This window comes from Helicobacter pylori, assembly GCF_016755635.1.
GTDB lineage: Bacteria > Campylobacterota > Campylobacteria > Campylobacterales > Helicobacteraceae > Helicobacter > Helicobacter pylori_CQ.
The window spans coordinates 1,601,348-1,617,540 of sequence record NZ_CP051500.1; the positions used below are offsets into that span (position 1 = coordinate 1,601,348).

Sequence of the window (16,193 nt, forward strand, 5' to 3'; positions counted from 1 at the left end):
TTTGATCTTTGAGCTTAAAAAGCCATCAAGCCTTGCTTGCCATGGTATGGGTGGTTATGATTTAAAAACAGAGTCAATCTAATTTAAGCAGATTTTTTCGTATCCATTCCAACAAATTTGATACAAGTTTTCCCTATCTTTAAATTCGTGCTCTTTTAAGTGGAGTAAAACGCTCTTTTTTTATCCCTTTGAATTGGCTTAAACAATCCTAAAAAGCTCAAAAATTCTTATTGATAAAATTTATTCCTTTTGAAAATCCGTTTTTGCTATCTTAAAAAGCTAAACACCTATTAAAAAACTTTAATCATTTATTCAACATTATATATGGTTAGTCTAAAGCTTCTTCTTTGGAGTTTGGGTTAAAAAGAGCCTTTTATTTTATTTTAAAGCGGTTTTTCTCGAGCGCGTTTTGAATTGCAATAGAGGGTGATAGATAATTGTAACGCACTAGAATTTCGGTGATTTCTTTAAAAATGGGGGCTGCAATCTTGCTAGCGTAATATTCTTCCTTGCCATGCGAGCCTAAAATAACCACGCCGATAGTAAAAACCTGCCTTTCATCTTCAGCGAACCCAAAAAAAGAGCTGTTGTAGGACTCTGCGCTATAACTCCCGTTTTTAGCAACCCTAGCCGTGCCGGTTTTTCCCCCTATGTATAGCCCTTCAAATTGAGCGTTTTTGCCTGTGCCATAACGCACCACTTTAATTAAGGTTTCTTTCATTTTCCTAGCGCTTTTTGGGCTAATGACTTGAAAAGTGGGTTTGGGGCTAGGGATGTAAATATCGCCATTAGGGGCGGTTTCTCGTTGCACTAAATAGGGGGTAGTCAATTTGCCTTCATTAGAAAACACCGCATAAGCCCTTAAAAGCTGCAAAAAAGTCGCGTTCAGCCCATAGCCATAAGAAACGCTCCCCTTTAACACTTCACGCTTGAAAGCAGACAAAGGAGGGATCTTTCCTGTGGCTTCTAAGGATAAATCAATGCCCGTTTTTTGAGAAAATCCATAGCCTAAAAGCCCGTTATAGAAATCCTCTGGGTTGAGATTTTTACTGATTTTTATCATGCCCACATTGCTAGATTGGATCAAAACGTCTTCCACAACGGCTTTTTTACTAGGGATAAAGTCGTCTTTAATGGTGTATTTTCCTAATTGGTAATAGCCATGGTTTAAATCAATGCGTTCTTTGGGGTTGATCAAATTCTTGTCTAACAGCAAGGAATAAACAATGGGTTTAATCGTGCTGCCTGGCTCAAAAACCTTTTCGGCAACGCTCAAATTCAAGCTTTCATAATCGCTGGTTTTAATCGCATTAGGATTGAAGCGCTTGCTTGAAGCCAGCGATAAGATTTCCCCGCTTTTAGGGTTAATGATACCCACTAGGATTTCTTTAGCCTTGAGTTTGTCTTTAGTTTTATCCAATAGGATTTCAATCTCTCTTTGGAGTTTTAAAGGAATGCTCAAATACACCTCATAGCCATCAAGGCGCTCAACCTCTGTGTAAGAGTGGTTTTGGATAAAGTTAAAACTCACATCTCTTTTGCCTGTTTTTACGCCATTTTGTTGGGCTTTAAGCAAGTGATCTTGAGATTTTTCAACGCCTTTTTTACCGGTAGTTAAAGTGAGTTTGTCTTCTTCTTGTTTTTGCACATAGCCAATGATTGGCTCTAGGCTATTTTGATAAGGGTAATGCCTAGAAACGCCGCTCACTTCAATGTTTAGCCCTTGTTTTTGCCACACCTTATCGTGCGCGTCTTTGAAATTTTGAAAAACCCCAAAGGCTAAAAATTTCTTATTCAAGTCTCTAATGTTAGCAGCCATATTGGGCGTGAGATTGTAAGCTAAAATCGTGTAGCCTTTCGTATTGATGGCGTCTTTTAAGGACTTTTTAGGGATATTGCTATAAATAGAGAGAAAATCAATGAAAAAATCTTCTTTATCCGGGTTTAAAAACCTTGTATCAAAGCCCAGTTTGAAAAGGGTTTGCGAAGCGGCCAGGCTGTAGTTGTCTTGACTATAGATAGTCCCTCTAGTCGCAGTGTCTTGTTTGCTCATCACTAGATTAGGCATGTTGGCTTGGGCAAAAAAAGCTTTTTTAAAAGCCACCATTAAAAAAATAAAAAAAAGCAATAAAAAGATTAAAGCCGTAACAGAACCCTTGTGTTTTTGGGTTTCTAAAAATCGCTCTGGGTTGGAGTGGGAGTCAATGTTATTTTTATCCATGAACGCTTACTTGAAAATGGCGTAGCTTCGGTTTTTCACAACGCATGAGAGCATGAATTTTTGATGGTAAAATCTGTTAAAATGGGGTGTAGCAACAACAAACCCTCTCTTTAAAAAGGACCAAGCGATCATTTAAAGAGAAGCCACTTAAGAGACTAGATCTGCGTTCTTAAAAGCTCTTTATAAGCACTAATCGCTTTGTTGCGCACTTCAAGCATGAGTTTCATGCTCGTTTCAGCCTTCCCTATGGCGATAGCCGCTTGGTGCAAGTCTTTGATTTGCCCTGTCGCCATGTCCGCTAAGGCTTTATCAGATTGCTCTTGAGTGTTGTTAAGCTCATTGATAGATTGTTTTAAGAGTTTAGAAAACTCCCCACCTTTTTGTTCTTTAAAGGCGTTACCCGATTCTTCTCTTTTAGTCCTGTTGTCCGTGTTAAGCTCAGAGAAAGGACTCAATAAGCTTTTATCATTGTGTATGGCTTGCATAGAACCTCCTTAAGCTCTTTTTTAAAAATTTAACTCCATTAAATATTTTATTCATTTCTGTATTCTACTGATCTTTGGCTAATACTACCTAAATTTCCTTATACTACCATAAATTGTTACAAATCATTCATGTTTGTAACATGCCAATCGCGTTTTGTGCCATGTTTTTAGCGCTTTGAAAGGCTGCAACATTGGCCTGATAGGCTCTAGTCGCTTCCACTAAATCCGCCATTTCAACCACCGCATTCACATTGGGGTAAGCCACATAGCCTTGAGCGTTAGCGTCAGGGTGGCTGGGATCGTATTTCATTAACGGCTCGCTATCATCGCGCACAATCTTATCCACCACCACGCTTGTAATGGGGATTAAGGGGTTGTTATCGCCTTCATCTAAAGGGTCTTCATAGGGGGTAATTTGATTGTTTTGGGCGATTTTTTGGTTTAAAATCTCATTGAAATCAAAAGCCCTAAACACCGCTTCTTGCCTCCTATAAGGGCCTCCTTCACTCGTGCGCGTGGTGTTAGCGTTAGCGATATTAGAAGAAATCAAATTAGCCCTTAAGCGTTGGGCGGACAAGCCATAACCGCTAATATCAAAAGAAGATAAAAACATGCTTTTCTCCTAATTATAAATTCTTACTAGAGTCAATGGCGTAATTGATCACGCCTCGATACTTTTTTAAGGCTGAACTCAAGGCTAAATACATGGTAGAGTTCTTGCCCATTTCGCTCGTTTCAATGTCTAAATCCACGCTGTTGCCATCATTTTTAGCCAAATGCCCGTCTCTAAAAAAAAGACTCGCCCCCTCTTTAGCGCTATTTTCAAAGTCTAAATGCCTAGGGTTAGTGTGGGCTAAAGGCAAAACTTTACTGGATTGGTTTTCAAAAATCTCTGCTTTTTTCTCCGCTAAAACGCTTTCAAAATCCAAATCCTTTGGCCTGTAAAAGGGGGTATCCACGTTAGCGATGTTAGAAGCGATCATATCCTGCCTTAAAGCCCTATAATCTAACGCTTTATAAACCAACCCAAACGCTTTAGAAAAATCCATCAAAACCCCTTTTTAAACCCTTGCAAATTCATAGCATGCAAAAAGCATTCCAAAACTGGCTCGCTTTTTCATTAAAGAATGCGATCAATTTCACAGCATGCTTAAAGTTGGAGCGATAATCCAATTCAGGGCCATTATAGTGTAAAATACCCCTAAAATACCTTAAAATAACGCCTATTCAAAAACCAAAGTTAAGGAAATCCTAATGACTACAGACAAAAGCTTGTTTTTTTGCGCTTCGCTATTGATTTTTTTGGGGGTATTGATGAGCTATTCGCTCTCAACTTACACTACAGTGGTGCTGTATCATTATGGGGAATTCCATTTTTTCATACGCCAACTTGTGAGTGCGATCATAGGGATCGTTATCATGTGGGGGTTGTCTCGGGTTGATCCTAGCAAGTGGTTTAGCCGTTTGGGGTTTTTTCTCCTTTTTGTCCCACCATTACTCATTATTGGCATGTTTTTTTTGCCAGAAAGCCTTTCTAGCAGTGCAGGGGGGGCGAAGCGATGGATTCGTTTGGGGTTTTTCTCTCTAGCGCCTTTGGAGTTTTTGAAGGTTGGTTTCACCTTTTTTCTTGCGTGGAGTTTGTCTCGCACCTTTGTGGCAAAAGAAAAGGCTAATGTCAAAGAAGAACTCATCACTTTTGTGCCTTATTCGGTGGTGTTTGTAGCCTTAGCGATTGGGGTAGGGGTTTTGCAAAACGATTTGGGGCAGATCGTTCTTTTGGGGGCGGTTTTAGCGGTGTTGTTGGTTTTTTCTGGGGGGAGTGCGCATTTGTTTGGCTTGATTATTTCAGGGGCGTTTGCGATCAGCGTTTTAGCGATTGTTACAAGCGAGCATAGGATTTTGCGCCTGAAATTGTGGTGGTCTAATTTGCAAAATTCGCTTTTCACGCTCTTGCCGGATAAATTAGCGAACGCTCTTAGAATAAGCGACTTGCCCGAATCCTATCAGGTCTTTCATGCAGGCAATGCCATGCATAATGGGGGGTTGTTAGGGCAAGGGCTTGGGCTAGGGCAAATCAAGCTTGGGTTTTTGAGCGAAGTGCATACGGACATGGTCTTAGCTGGGATCGCCGAAGAATGGGGTTTTTTGGGGTTATGCGTTTGTTTTATTTTGTTTTCTGTTTTGATTGTTTTGATTTTTAGGATCGCTAACCGCTTGAAAGAGCCAAAATATTCGCTATTTTGCGTGGGCGTGGTGTTGCTCATCAGTTTTTCTTTGGTGATCAACGCCTTTGGGGTGGGCGGAATTCTTCCGGTCAAAGGTCTGGCGGTGCCGTTTTTGAGCTATGGAGGGAGTTCGCTTCTAGCGAATTGTATCGCTATAGGGCTTGTTTTAAGCCTAGCGCGATACACGAAAGGCTAAAAAATATCAGCCTTTTTTAAAAATCAGTGCCATAAAAAGGGTTCAACTTCTGCATCATTCAAATCAAAAACCACTTTATAGTAGTCTTTAACCATCGCATTAATATCCACGCCTTTAAAGGCTTCAGGGTGGGCTTTTAAAGCAATATACAAGCTAATGAGTGGGGCTCTAGGACCGCCAATATCCATCGTGGGGAGTTTATAAACTTGCTTGTTTTTGATGGCTTTGATAGTGGAAAATTTGGGGTTGTTTAAAATATCTTCAGGCGTGAGTGGGCTTACCCACCAAATGAAAATGATTTCAGGGTTTTCTTTAACGATTTTTTCCACGCTAATGTCAGCGCGCCCAAACTTAATGTATTTCAAGCCAAAATTGTCTATGCCCCCTTTTTCTAAAATGTCTGAGCTAATGGCCTGATGACCGCTGATTTTATTGGCTTTATGGAAAAGCTCCACCCCTTTTTTCTTTTTGACATTTTTCAAACGCTCAGCAATGAAATCCAAAGTTTCTTGCATTTTGGCGAATTTTTTAGAAGCGTCAATTTCTAAGACCGTGGCTTGAGCTTGCATGGCCTGCATGGCCTCTGCAATCGTTGTCTCTTGGAAAGAAAGGAATGATATACCAAATTTTTTCGCATGCTCTACGGCTTTAGGGTTGCCCACAAAGGTTACCACAAGATCAGGGCTAAGCTTTTTTAAAAGCTCTACATTCAATGCGGCTGTATGATCAGTACTCATGTGTTTGACTCGTTTAAGATCTTCGCCTTTGAGAGTGGCTTTAACAATATCGTCTTTAAAAGCGTAATCCGAAACGCCTACAACCCTATTCCAAACATTAAGCATGGCAGGCACTTCTACATAACTCCCTATATAGGCTATTTTAGAAACGGGAAGCTTTATGGTTTGCTCCCCAAAATAATCCTTGACTTTGACTTCTTGCACTGAAGCGTTGCACACATTCAATAATAATGAAGCGACAAGCACACCTAAAGAATAAGAAATGAAGGCTTTTTTAAAGCGAGTAACTAACATAACGATCCTTTTTGTATGATTTATAAAGCGATTATAACATTACTAAGAAAATAACAATAGTAAAAATGAAACTTTTTTTCATAAAATCCTAAAATTATTAAATATAAAGATTAAAGATTAAAGATTAAAATATGGAAGAGAGTTTTAGCTACAAGGCTTGTTTTAAGCCTAGCGCGATACACGAAAGGCTAAAAAATATCGCCCTTTTTTTAAAAATTAATGCCATAAAAAGGGTTCAACTTCTGCATCGTTCAAATCAAAAACCACTTTATAGTAGTCTTTCACCATCGCATTAATATCCACGCCCTTAAAGGCTTCAGGGTGGGCTTTTAAAGCGATAAAAAGACTAATGAGTGGGGCTCTAGGCCCGCCAATATCCATCGTGGGGAGTTTATAAACTTGCTTGTTTTTGATGGCCTTAATAGTAGCAAATTTAGGGTTGTTTAACACGTCTTCAGGGTTAAGCGGGCTTATCCACCAAATAAAGATAATCTCAGGGTTTTCTTTAACGATTTTTTCCACGCTAATGTCAGCGCGCCCAAACTTAACGTATTTCAAGCCAAAATTGTCTATACCCCCTTTTTCTAAAATATCTGAATCAAGGGCTTGATGGCCGCTAATCTTATTGGCCTTATGGAAAAGCTCCACCCCTTTTTTCTTTTTAACGCCTTTCAAACGCTCAGCAATGAAATCCAAAGTTTCTTGCATTTTGGCCAATTTTTTAGAAGCGTCAACTTCTAAGGCTTTAGCTTGAGCGTCAATATCTTCCATGACTTCTGCAATGGTTTTTTCTTGGAAAGAAAGGAATGATATGCCAAATTTTTTCGCATGCTCTACGGCTTTAGGGTTGCCCACAAAGGTTACCACAAGATCAGGGCTAAGTTTTTTTAAAAGCTCCACATTCAACGCCGCCACATGATCGCTGCTCATGGATTTAATGCGTTTAGGATCTTTGAGAGTGGCTTTAACAATATCAGATTTAAAAGCGTAATCCGAAATGCCTACGACCCTATCCCAAGTATGGAACATGGCAGGCACTTCTGCAAAGCTACCCAAGTAGATTATTTTAGAAACAGGAAGCTTTATGGTTTGCTCCCCAAAATAATCCTTGACTTGGATTTCTTGATTAGAAGCGTTAGCCACGCCTAATAACGATGAAACAATGAGCGCACCTAAAGAACAAGAGATTAAAGCTTTTTTAAGACCAGCGATTAGCATAAAAATTCCTTTCGTATGATTTATGAAGCGATTATAACACTATTCAAGGAAATACAAGCAGTAAAAATGAAACTTTTTTTCACAAAATCTTAAAATTTAAAAGGAAATATCCTTTCATTAACTTTTTAAGATTATACTCCACCATGTTTCCGCTGATTGAGTGGAAAGCATAATAAAATTAAATCTGTTCAGATTTAATTTTGATCCAACAAAATTTTAAAACACTTAAGGAGTTGTATATGTTAGTTACAAAACTTGCCCCCGATTTTAAAGCGCCTGCCGTTTTAGGAAACAATGAGGTTGATGAGCACTTTGAGCTTTCTAAAAATTTAGGTAAAAATGGTGTGATCCTTTTCTTTTGGCCAAAAGATTTTACTTTTGTATGCCCTACAGAAATCATTGCGTTTGACAAAAGAGTGAAAGACTTCCAAGAAAAAGGCTTTAATGTGATTGGCGTGTCTATTGACAGCGAACAAGTGCATTTTGCATGGAAAAACACCCCTGTAGAAAAAGGCGGTATTGGTCAAGTAACTTTCCCCATGGTGGCTGATATTACTAAGAGCATTTCTAGAGACTATGATGTGCTGTTTGAAGAAGCGATCGCTTTGAGAGGAGCTTTTTTGATTGACAAAAACATGAAAGTAAGACATGCAGTGATCAATGACTTGCCATTAGGTAGGAATGCAGATGAAATGCTTCGCATGGTAGACGCTCTCTTACACTTTGAAGAACATGGTGAAGTATGCCCAGCAGGCTGGAGAAAAGGCGATAAAGGGATGAAAGCTACCCATAAAGGCGTTGCAGAATATCTTAAAGAAAATTCCATTAACCTTTAATGGTTCAATTCGCTGTTTGATCAAGAGAAACTTTGTTTTTCTTGATTGAATCCTTTTCTTTTTATTCTTTGCCAGTTTCTAAAATTTTCGTATCGTTTTATCTTTTTATCATTTTTGAATTATTTTTTTTTAATAAAGGGTTTTTTATGAATATATTCAAGCGTATTATTTGCGTAACCGCTATTGTTTTAGGTTTTTTTAATCTTTTAGACGCCAAACACCACAAAGAAAAAAAAGAAGACCGCAAAATCACTCGTGAGCTTAAAGTGGGCGCTAACCCTGTGCCGCATGCGCAAATCTTGCAATCAGTCGTGGACGATTTGAAGGAGAAAGGGATCAAATTAGTGATCGTGTCTTTTACCGATTATGTGTTGCCTAATTTAGCGCTCAATGACGGCTCTTTAGACGCGAATTACTTCCAGCACCGCCCTTATTTGGATCGGTTTAATTTGGACAGAAAAATGCACCTTGTTGGTTTGGCCAATATCCATGTGGAGCCTTTAAGATTTTATTCTCAAAAAATCACAGACATTAAAAACCTTAAAAAAGGCTCAGTGATTGCCGTGCCAAATGATCCGGCCAATCAAGGCAGGGCGTTGATTTTACTCCATAAACAAGGCCTTATCGCTCTCAAAGACCCAAGCAATCTATACGCTACGGAGTTTGATATTGTCAAAAATCCTTACAACATCAAAATCAAGCCTTTAGAAGCCGCATTATTGCCTAAAGTTTTAGGGGATGTGGATGGGGCTATTGTAACAGGGAATTATGCCTTGCAAGCAAAACTCACCGGAGCTTTATTTTCAGAAGACAAGGACTCGCCTTATGCCAATCTAATAGCCGCTCGTGAGGATAACGCGCAAGATGAAGCCATAAAAGCGCTGATTGAAGCCTTACAAAGTGAAAAGACCAGGAAATTTATTTTGGATACCTATAAAGGGGCGATTATCCCAGCTTTTTGAGCCATTTGGATAAAATTCATCTTTAAGATGAATGGGGTGTTTTAGGCACTAATAAAAAACTCTTTTCTCATTGAGCATTAAAAACGCTAAAAGTCTTTTTAAAATAAAACGAAAAGAGCTTGCGTTAATCAAGCAACAATTTCTTAAAAAAGCGTTATTTCTTAAGGGGGGGGAATAGCGCAAAATAACCCCTTATCCTTTTAAGAAAATCATGATAAAATCTAAAACGATGAAGCAAAACAACTAAAACCCTATTTTTAAAAAGATTAAACAAGACTTCAGCTATTAATATGCGATTAGAATAAAGCCAAACATACAGCAAGCCTAAATCTCATTGAAGTTACGCTTTTAGAATGTTCTTTAATAAAGACCAGTTTTAAACCACCCGTTAGACTGAGTTATAGAGCGGTGAAACAAGTTGGAAACAAGTTGGCTAATGGTCTTTAGCGTTTAAAGGGTTGCGTTTTTGAAAAGGTTTAAAATTTTATTAAAGATAGCCAAGCTCATAGAGTTTATTGCTCATTTTCACTAACAAGCCTCCTAGTTTTGACCCCCCTTCCCCATGTTCTACTAAAATAGTGATAGCGTATTTGGGTTTTTCATAAGGCAAAAATGCAGTAATCCACGCATGGGATCGATGGAAATATTCCATATCCTTTTCTTTCATGCGGTTGACGATGTTTTGAGCGATTTCCACGACTTGCGCGGTGCCGGTTTTACACGCTAAAGTAACCTTAGAACCTCTTGTGGAATGATAAGCCGTGCCGTCTTTATGGTTACACACTTCATACATGCCCACGCGCAAGGCTTGGAGCTTCTTTTTTTGAAAGCTATTTAGGGGGTCTTTGAGCGGTTGTTGGTTGTTGATAGCAAAATGAGGCGTCGCCAGTTTGCCTGTCGCAATGAGTCCCGTGTAGGCTAGCACTTGTAAGGGCGTGGCTAAAAAAGAGCCTTGCCCAATAGCGGTAATGAGCGTGTCCCCAACGCGCCAATCTTGATTGAAGCGTTTGAGTTTCCACAAATTATCCGGCACAATCCCCACAAATTCATTCGGCAAATCAACGCCCGTTTTTTCCCCAAAGCCCACTTCCCTTAAGGTTTTAGAGAGTTTTTCTATAGAGATTTCAAGCCCAAACTTATAAAAATACACATCCACAGACTCCCTAATGGCTTTATACAAATTGGAATTGCCATGCCCTGTTTTTTTCCAGTCTCTGAATTTGCGCTTACCCACTTCAATAAAAGGCGGTGTGGGGATAGTGGTGTTTTCTGTGATATGAAGGTTTTCTAAAAAGCTCAAGCCCACGCCCATTTTAACCACAGATCCCGGCGGATACAAGGCGTTAGCGAAGCGGTTTAGTAAGGGGTTATAAATATCATCTTGAAGTTTTTGCCATTTGTCTTGACTGATCCCGCCTACAAAATCGTTCAAATTGTATTCAGGGTAACTTCCTGCAACGAGCAATTCCCCATTTTCCGCATCCATCACTAAAATAGCCCCCCTTTTATTTTCAAAGAGCTTGTCCGCTTCTTTTTGCAAGCGTTTGTCTAAACTCAATTGCAAGTGGTTATTGGTGCTTGGCGGCACTACTTCTAAAGTGGCTAATTCTTGATTGAGCGCATTGACGCGCATGATTTTATAGCCCACCTTGCCTTGTAAAAGCTTGTTGTATTCTTTTTCAATACCGGTTTTGCCCACAATCTGGCTGTATTGATTCTCCTCATCGTCTTTTAGATCTTGCAAGCTTGCCACCCCCACATAGCCTAAAACATGCGAAGCTAAAGCGTTATTAGGGTAGTAGCGCTTGTCTAAAGGCAACACAAAAATGCCTTGAGTTTGGATGAGTTTGGCATAAAGAGGTTGCATGGCGGCATAAGGAATGAATCCCACCACTTTAATGAGATTGTGGTTATAAAGCGAATTTTCTTTTTGGTAATTGTTTAAAAGCGTTTCTTTGGAAAAGTTAGGGAAAAACTTTTGGATGATTTCAATTTTTTCCAAAAGTTCTTTTTGTTTCAGTCTACTGGGCAAAAACACGCCAAACACCAATTCGTTAGTGGCTAAAAACTCATCATTTCTGTCTGTAATATCGCCCCTTGTAGGGACTAGAAATTCTTTTTTGGTCATGTTGCGTTCGGCCAGTTTTTCATAGTATTCTTGATTTTTAACGCTTAAAATAAATAAATTTAAAACCAATAACCCCCAAAACCCTATAAAAACAAAGAGTAAAAGCTTATAGCGAAGATTTTTCATACAAACCCCACAAAGCGCTCTCTATTAAAGCAAAAAGAGCGAGAAAACCGATCGTCTTCAAATCCAAAGACACCGAAAAAAAGCGCGATAAATAGAGGTAATAAACCAAAAAAACATGCAAAGTTTTGAATAAAAAGCCGTCATTAAAAAGCTTTAAAGAGTTTTTATAAACGATTTGATGGTAGATTAAAAACAATAAAGCTAAAACGCCTAAAGTCTTTAAATGCATGCTCTCAAACCAAAACAAACAACCAAACACGCTCAAACTGGGTAAAAAATGATCGTATTTTTTCGCATAAAACAAGAATAAAAACCCAATCATCGGGGGTAAAAAAGGCATTAAGTCTCTCAAAAGGCTATAAAAATAAAAACCCAAGATCCCTAAACATAAGAAAAAAAAGGAATCTTGTTTTAAAGAGAGCATGGTTTTTGTGGCCTATAAGGGGTTAGTGAGCAAGTATTTCAAAAGGGTTTGGCGCACTATTTCAAGGGTTGGGTATTTTGAAGAAAGAGCGTTAAAATGGGTGGTATTGATTAAAAAAGGTTTAGGAGCGTTTAAAAAAAGGCGGTGTTGTTCGTTTTTATTCAACTTGTCAAACTTCGTAAAAAGAGTAAGGTAGGCTTGATCGGGCCTTAAAAGGGCTTGAATGTTTTCTTTAGCGTTTTTATCAATTTCTAAATCCAAATGGCGTGCGTCTACCAAATGGATAAAAAGCTTGATAGAAACCCTAACGCTCAACAATTCCCATAAAAACCCCTCCCATTCTTTTTTCAAGCTTTTAGAAACTTTAGCGTAGCCAAACCCGGGCAAATCAATCACATTAAAAGTGGTTGTTAAGGCGTTTTCTTTATCTTCCCAAGTGGTGGAAAAAAAATTCGCTAAGCGGGTTTTTCCCGGTGTCGCTGAACTTTTGGCGAGATTTTTCCCCAACAAGGTATTAATAAACGAGCTTTTGCCTACATTGCTGCGCCCTAAAATGACCATCTCAGAAGTCAAGCTCGCAGGGCATTGAAAAAGTTGGCTAGAAGAAGTGAGAAAATGAGCGTCTTTAATGGCGATCATGGTTTTTCCTTAGCGCCTTTCTTCTTCAATTTAGCCTTACGATTTTCTTCATTAATATCTTCCATATCAAACACGAATTTAGCGGGCCGTTTCGCGCTCCCCAACACATCAGCATAACCCTTAGTTTTGTTTAAAATGATTTCATCACCGGTGATGACATTAGATTTCCCCACTTCTCTAACCACCGCATTTTGCAATAATTTGTATTCCCCATTCAGCGCGTTATAAATGAGCTTGTCAGCGCTCCCGCTGATTTCACGATTATCCTCTGTAAAGATGTTAAAATGCGTGTTCCCTGTGGCTTCATAGCGCTCTGGCTTTCGTTTATCGTTTAAAAACACGCTCACTTTATCCGCAAACAACCGGTCTTTACCTTTTTTGATCTGCACATTGCCTTGAATAACGGCGGTTTTTGTTTTGTCGTTCGCTACAAATTGGTTGCCAGTAATCTCTAAAAGCTCTCTTTCTTTTTTCAAACCTTTATTGTCTGTTTTTTGAGCGCTCATCACGCTTAAAATACCAAAACAACACACCAAAAAACACCACCAACGCATTAAAAACCTCCTTTGAAAGTGGGGAATTTTTTCTTTTCTTTTTGGCTTTGTTTGATTTCATCTAAGAATAAATGCGCTTGAATGCTTTGAGCTTCAATAATAGCTAATGCATGCGAATAAGAAATGTCAAGCCCTTCAATCTTGCTATTCTTTGAAGTGAGAATGAAACGGCCCTTGCCTTTAAAATTTTGCTCTTTATGGTTATAAATCCCTGTTTCACTCCAAAAACTAGAATCGTTGCTTCTTTTATAAGTAACCCCATTAGGGAAGAAATACAAATCCTGCTGCCGCTTGGCTTTAGGGGATTCAACGCTTTCAATGGTGTCTTCATCATAGCGCTTGATTTTGGAATCAAAAAAGATCTCGTGATCATCGTATTGTAAAGCTTTTTTGCCCTCTATGGACAGATCAAGGATCTTATCGTTGATTTGAAACGCTTTAAAATTTTCTAATTCAATTTTAGGGATATTTTCTTTAGAGACCACGCTAGTGGGTTGGGAACGCAAAAAGAAAAACACTAGCCCTATCGTGATGAAAGACAAAACCACAAAGAAGTTTAAAACGCTATTAGAGGTAAAGCTTGAGCGCTTCATCTTGCAAGCCTTCCAATTCTAAGAGATAATCAATCGCTTCCCTAACAGCCCCCTTGCCCCCTGAATTTTGCAACACCTTATAGGCCTTGCTTTTAAGCAAGGGGTGTGCATCAAAAGGAGCAAAACTCAAAGCGCATGCCTTAAACATGCCTAAATCGTTATAATCATCGCCTACGCATGCGATTTCTTGCGCGCTCAATTGCAAGTCTTTTTTGAGCCGCTCTATAACGGCGTTTTTATTTTCAACGCCCATAAAAACAAACTGAACGCCCAAGCTCTCCATGCGTCTTTTCACCATGATTGAAGTTCTTCCTGTAATGATAGCGATTTTTTTGCCTAATTTTTGCCATAGCGTCATGCCAAGCCCGTCTTTGACATTAAAAGCCTTGATTTCGTGAAAATTTTCATCAAAATACAACGCCCCGTCCGTGAGCGTGCCATCCACATCTAAAAGCAATAACTTAATCATTCTCTCGTTAAAACCGCATTCTGGTTGTATTTTTTCATAAAATCCCTAGCCTCTTCTTCGCTTTGAAACCCTTGAACTAAAACTTTATACAAATCGTCTTTAAAAGCAACCTTGACGCTGTAATTTTTATTCTCTGCTTGCAATTTATCCGCTAGAGTTTGAGCGCCTATTTGGTTTCTAAAAGCCCCCATTTGCAAAGAAAATTTCCCTCCACTCACGCTTTTTTCGCTCTCGCCGACTTTAAATTCCTTGTGTAAGATCTTTGAAGAGTTGGCGTTAAAGGATTGCTCGTATTGCTTAGAGATAACCCCACCAAAACCCAAAACAATGAGGCGCACGCTGGCCGTGCCTTTTTGAACCATATCAATATCCCTAGCGGCCGCATTAGACAAATCAATGATGCGATCGCTCACAAAAGGCCCTCTATCATTAATGCGCACGATGGTGCTTAAGTTATTATCAACATTGATGACTTTCACCACGGTGTTCATGGGTAAAGTCTTGTGCGCGGCGGTGTGGGCATACATGTTATAGATTTCCCCATTACTGGTTTTTTTGGCATGGAAATTGGGACCATACCAACTCGCAACGCCATCAAATTTTTCGCCTAAATCCACTTTAGTGGGGTAATACCACTTGCCACCCACTTGATAAGGGCGCATGGTGGCTCTTTGGATCGCACTAGAATCGCGCATGCCGTTATCTAGGGGTTGTTTTGTATTGCTATCTTGCGAATCGGAGTGGTGTTTGAAATGGCGTTCAAAAAAATTGCGTTTATAGGTGGCTTTTTTGGTTGTCGGGTCATAGTCTTTAGCGTTTTCATAAGCGCGCAAGCTTTCATGCTTGTAAGACAAATTCTTTACCCCATTTTTTTTGACCGCACAAGCACTAATCAAAAAAATAACGCCTAAAAAACAAACTTTTTTTAACGCCAAACCCATTAAAATTCCCTCGTAGCGAGTAATTTTTTGTTGGTGGGGATGATTAAGCGCTGGTGGATAAAAATATTAGAATCTTTGAGGTTATTGGCTAATTGGATACTGGAAATACTGACTTGATAGCGTTTAGCGATAGAAGACAAGGTTTCTTTAGGCAAGACCACATGGGTGATGAAAGGGCTTTTTGAACTGGCTTGAATGCTTTTATTTTGTTTGAGTTGGCGTTGTTTGAAAAGGGCGAGTTTTTCATAAGGGATATAAATGGTGTAGGTGGGGTCTTTAGAGGGCAGAATATTATAGCGGAATTGGTGGTTGTAGGATTTTAAGGTTTCTAAACTCAAGTTTAAATTTTTGGCCACTTGGATTAAAGAAGTGTGCCTTTTAAACGGGACGCCCACTAAACTCACCCTCGCCCCACGATTGAGTAGATATTCTTTATCTTTGAGATTGTCTAGGCTGTTGAATTTCAACGCCAAGCTTAGAATGGAGCGGATATACTCTCGTGTCTCTTTAGGGAGGTATTTTTTATCTTCATCTAGCAAGACTTTAATGTCTGAAGTGCCGGCGGCTTTAATAGCATTTTGAACCTTGCGTAAGCCGTAATTATACGCCATAGCGACCAAATACCACTCCCCGGTTTGCTTGTAGAGCCGTTTCAAATAAGTGATCGCCGCTTGAGTGCTTTTAATGGGATCTCTTCTTTCATCAATGTAATGATTGACCTTAAGCCCTAATTCTTTAGCCGTGCTTGGCATGAATTGCCAAATCCCTACCGCTTTTTTCCTGCTATAAGCCCTTGATGAAAATTTGGACTCTGCCATGGCTAAAAATAAAAATTCTTGCGGCACGCTCGCTTCTATGAGCATGTTTTTAATGATGGGGATGAACTGGTAATTCACATCAAATCTTTTGACTAACTTTTTCCATTCCTCTTCTTTATTCATTTTCTTTAAAGCGTTTGGCATTTGGGATAAAAAGCCCGCATTAACCCCAAAGGCCTCTAGCGCTTTGGTGTCAATATTAGATTCAAAAGCCATTTTCGCATGGCCTAAAGAGGCCAATAAAAGGGTAACAAAAAAAACCAACCATTTTTGACTAAAACACTTCATTCTTTTTGGCATCGCATCCTAATAACTACAGCTATCCAG

Annotated in this window: 18 protein-coding genes; 3 read left to right on the forward strand and 15 right to left on the reverse strand. The window is 39.2% G+C overall.

Annotated elements, in window-relative coordinates; translation table 11 throughout:
• Positions 1–373: 373 nt before the first annotated feature.
• From HG567_RS07550 to flgB, 5 genes are all read right to left on the reverse strand, one after another.
• The gene (locus HG567_RS07550; protein ID WP_202139701.1) at positions 374–2,221 is read right to left on the reverse strand and encodes a peptidoglycan D,D-transpeptidase FtsI family protein; all 1,848 of its coding nucleotides are present in this window, start codon (positions 2,219–2,221) and stop codon (positions 374–376) included.
• Between the two features lie 6 nt (positions 2,222–2,227).
• The gene (locus HG567_RS07555) at positions 2,228–2,353 is read right to left on the reverse strand and encodes a hypothetical protein (RefSeq protein WP_001873610.1); all 126 of its coding nucleotides are present in this window, start codon (positions 2,351–2,353) and stop codon (positions 2,228–2,230) included.
• A gap of 23 nt (positions 2,354–2,376) precedes the next feature.
• Complete coding sequence (gene fliE / locus HG567_RS07560) at positions 2,377–2,706, reverse strand: flagellar hook-basal body complex protein FliE (protein ID WP_001147916.1); 330 nt, start codon at positions 2,704–2,706, stop codon at positions 2,377–2,379.
• Positions 2,707–2,833: 127 nt separating this feature from the next.
• Positions 2,834–3,319 carry a flagellar basal body rod protein FlgC gene (gene flgC, locus HG567_RS07565; protein ID WP_120907329.1) on the reverse strand — a complete coding sequence of 162 codons (486 nt, stop codon included), beginning with the start codon at positions 3,317–3,319 and terminating at the stop codon, positions 2,834–2,836.
• Positions 3,320–3,332: 13 nt separating this feature from the next.
• Positions 3,333–3,755 carry a flagellar basal body rod protein FlgB gene (flgB, locus tag HG567_RS07570; protein WP_000347749.1) on the reverse strand — a complete coding sequence of 141 codons (423 nt, stop codon included), beginning with the start codon at positions 3,753–3,755 and terminating at the stop codon, positions 3,333–3,335.
• A gap of 205 nt (positions 3,756–3,960) precedes the next feature.
• Between flgB and HG567_RS07575 the strand changes: the two genes are divergently transcribed.
• Positions 3,961–5,127 (forward strand): FtsW/RodA/SpoVE family cell cycle protein, encoded by a 1,167-nt coding sequence (locus HG567_RS07575; protein WP_202139702.1) that lies wholly within the window; start codon positions 3,961–3,963, stop codon positions 5,125–5,127.
• A gap of 23 nt (positions 5,128–5,150) precedes the next feature.
• Here HG567_RS07575 and HG567_RS07580 read toward each other — a convergent pair whose 3' ends face one another.
• Both HG567_RS07580 and HG567_RS07585 read right to left on the reverse strand, forming a co-directional pair.
• Positions 5,151–6,158 carry an ABC transporter substrate-binding protein gene (locus tag HG567_RS07580; RefSeq protein ID WP_202139703.1) on the reverse strand — a complete coding sequence of 336 codons (1,008 nt, stop codon included), beginning with the start codon at positions 6,156–6,158 and terminating at the stop codon, positions 5,151–5,153.
• A 216-nt stretch (positions 6,159–6,374) separates the two neighbouring features.
• Positions 6,375–7,376, reverse strand: coding sequence for an ABC transporter substrate-binding protein (locus HG567_RS07585; RefSeq protein WP_202139704.1), 1,002 nt, complete (start codon positions 7,374–7,376; stop codon positions 6,375–6,377).
• A gap of 239 nt (positions 7,377–7,615) precedes the next feature.
• Between HG567_RS07585 and HG567_RS07590 the strand changes: the two genes are divergently transcribed.
• A complete protein-coding gene (locus tag HG567_RS07590) occupies positions 7,616–8,212 on the forward strand; it encodes a peroxiredoxin (protein ID WP_000961654.1) in 597 nt (198 codons plus the stop codon).
• Between the two features lie 146 nt (positions 8,213–8,358).
• A complete protein-coding gene (locus HG567_RS07595) occupies positions 8,359–9,174 on the forward strand; it encodes a MetQ/NlpA family ABC transporter substrate-binding protein (protein ID WP_003013438.1) in 816 nt (271 codons plus the stop codon).
• Positions 9,175–9,661: 487 nt separating this feature from the next.
• Here HG567_RS07595 and mrdA read toward each other — a convergent pair whose 3' ends face one another.
• From mrdA to HG567_RS07635, 8 genes are read right to left on the reverse strand one after another with little or no spacing between them, the layout of a single operon-like run.
• Complete coding sequence (gene mrdA, locus HG567_RS07600) at positions 9,662–11,428, reverse strand: penicillin-binding protein 2 (protein ID WP_202163815.1); 1,767 nt, start codon at positions 11,426–11,428, stop codon at positions 9,662–9,664.
• Entirely contained in the window at positions 11,409–11,852 is a 444-nt protein-coding gene (locus HG567_RS07605; protein WP_120868990.1) for a hypothetical protein, read from the reverse strand. Before HG567_RS07605 ends, mrdA begins: the two co-directional genes overlap by 20 nt.
• Positions 11,853–11,864: 12 nt before the next feature.
• Entirely contained in the window at positions 11,865–12,491 is a 627-nt protein-coding gene (yihA, locus tag HG567_RS07610) for a ribosome biogenesis GTP-binding protein YihA/YsxC (protein ID WP_039087087.1), read from the reverse strand.
• Entirely contained in the window at positions 12,488–13,045 is a 558-nt protein-coding gene (gene lptA / locus HG567_RS07615) for a lipopolysaccharide transport periplasmic protein LptA (RefSeq protein WP_001267789.1), read from the reverse strand. The genes yihA and lptA overlap by 4 nt, the downstream gene beginning before the upstream one ends.
• Entirely contained in the window at positions 13,045–13,638 is a 594-nt protein-coding gene (locus HG567_RS07620; protein ID WP_202139707.1) for a hypothetical protein, read from the reverse strand. Before HG567_RS07620 ends, lptA begins: the two co-directional genes overlap by 1 nt.
• Positions 13,613–14,107, reverse strand: coding sequence for a KdsC family phosphatase (locus tag HG567_RS07625; protein ID WP_078284924.1), 495 nt, complete (start codon positions 14,105–14,107; stop codon positions 13,613–13,615). Before HG567_RS07625 ends, HG567_RS07620 begins: the two co-directional genes overlap by 26 nt.
• On the reverse strand, positions 14,104–15,048 hold the full coding sequence (locus HG567_RS07630; protein WP_202139709.1) for a septal ring lytic transglycosylase RlpA family protein: 945 nt from the start codon (positions 15,046–15,048) through the stop codon (positions 14,104–14,106). Before HG567_RS07630 ends, HG567_RS07625 begins: the two co-directional genes overlap by 4 nt.
• The gene (locus tag HG567_RS07635) at positions 15,048–16,166 is read right to left on the reverse strand and encodes a lytic transglycosylase domain-containing protein (RefSeq protein ID WP_202139710.1); all 1,119 of its coding nucleotides are present in this window, start codon (positions 16,164–16,166) and stop codon (positions 15,048–15,050) included. The genes HG567_RS07630 and HG567_RS07635 overlap by 1 nt, the downstream gene beginning before the upstream one ends.
• Between the last annotated feature and the right edge of the window lie 27 nt (positions 16,167–16,193).

Coding starts and splice junctions, on each gene's coding strand:
- HG567_RS07550 (WP_202139701.1), bottom strand. CDS start 2,221: ATGGATAAAAATAACATTGACTCCCACTCCAACCCAGAGCGATTTTTA.
- HG567_RS07555 (WP_001873610.1), bottom strand. CDS start 2,353: ATGATCGCTTGGTCCTTTTTAAAGAGAGGGTTTGTTGTTGCTACACCC.
- fliE (WP_001147916.1), bottom strand. CDS start 2,706: ATGCAAGCCATACACAATGATAAAAGCTTATTGAGTCCTTTCTCTGAG.
- flgC (WP_120907329.1), bottom strand. CDS start 3,319: ATGTTTTTATCTTCTTTTGATATTAGCGGTTATGGCTTGTCCGCCCAA.
- flgB (WP_000347749.1), bottom strand. CDS start 3,755: ATGGATTTTTCTAAAGCGTTTGGGTTGGTTTATAAAGCGTTAGATTAT.
- HG567_RS07575 (WP_202139702.1), top strand. CDS start 3,961: ATGACTACAGACAAAAGCTTGTTTTTTTGCGCTTCGCTATTGATTTTT.
- HG567_RS07580 (WP_202139703.1), bottom strand. CDS start 6,158: ATGTTAGTTACTCGCTTTAAAAAAGCCTTCATTTCTTATTCTTTAGGT.
- HG567_RS07585 (WP_202139704.1), bottom strand. CDS start 7,376: ATGCTAATCGCTGGTCTTAAAAAAGCTTTAATCTCTTGTTCTTTAGGT.
- HG567_RS07590 (WP_000961654.1), top strand. CDS start 7,616: ATGTTAGTTACAAAACTTGCCCCCGATTTTAAAGCGCCTGCCGTTTTA.
- HG567_RS07595 (WP_003013438.1), top strand. CDS start 8,359: ATGAATATATTCAAGCGTATTATTTGCGTAACCGCTATTGTTTTAGGT.
- mrdA (WP_202163815.1), bottom strand. CDS start 11,428: ATGAAAAATCTTCGCTATAAGCTTTTACTCTTTGTTTTTATAGGGTTT.
- HG567_RS07605 (WP_120868990.1), bottom strand. CDS start 11,852: ATGCTCTCTTTAAAACAAGATTCCTTTTTTTTCTTATGTTTAGGGATC.
- yihA (WP_039087087.1), bottom strand. CDS start 12,491: ATGATCGCCATTAAAGACGCTCATTTTCTCACTTCTTCTAGCCAACTT.
- lptA (WP_001267789.1), bottom strand. CDS start 13,045: ATGCGTTGGTGGTGTTTTTTGGTGTGTTGTTTTGGTATTTTAAGCGTG.
- HG567_RS07620 (WP_202139707.1), bottom strand. CDS start 13,638: ATGAAGCGCTCAAGCTTTACCTCTAATAGCGTTTTAAACTTCTTTGTG.
- HG567_RS07625 (WP_078284924.1), bottom strand. CDS start 14,107: ATGATTAAGTTATTGCTTTTAGATGTGGATGGCACGCTCACGGACGGG.
- HG567_RS07630 (WP_202139709.1), bottom strand. CDS start 15,048: ATGGGTTTGGCGTTAAAAAAAGTTTGTTTTTTAGGCGTTATTTTTTTG.
- HG567_RS07635 (WP_202139710.1), bottom strand. CDS start 16,166: ATGCCAAAAAGAATGAAGTGTTTTAGTCAAAAATGGTTGGTTTTTTTT.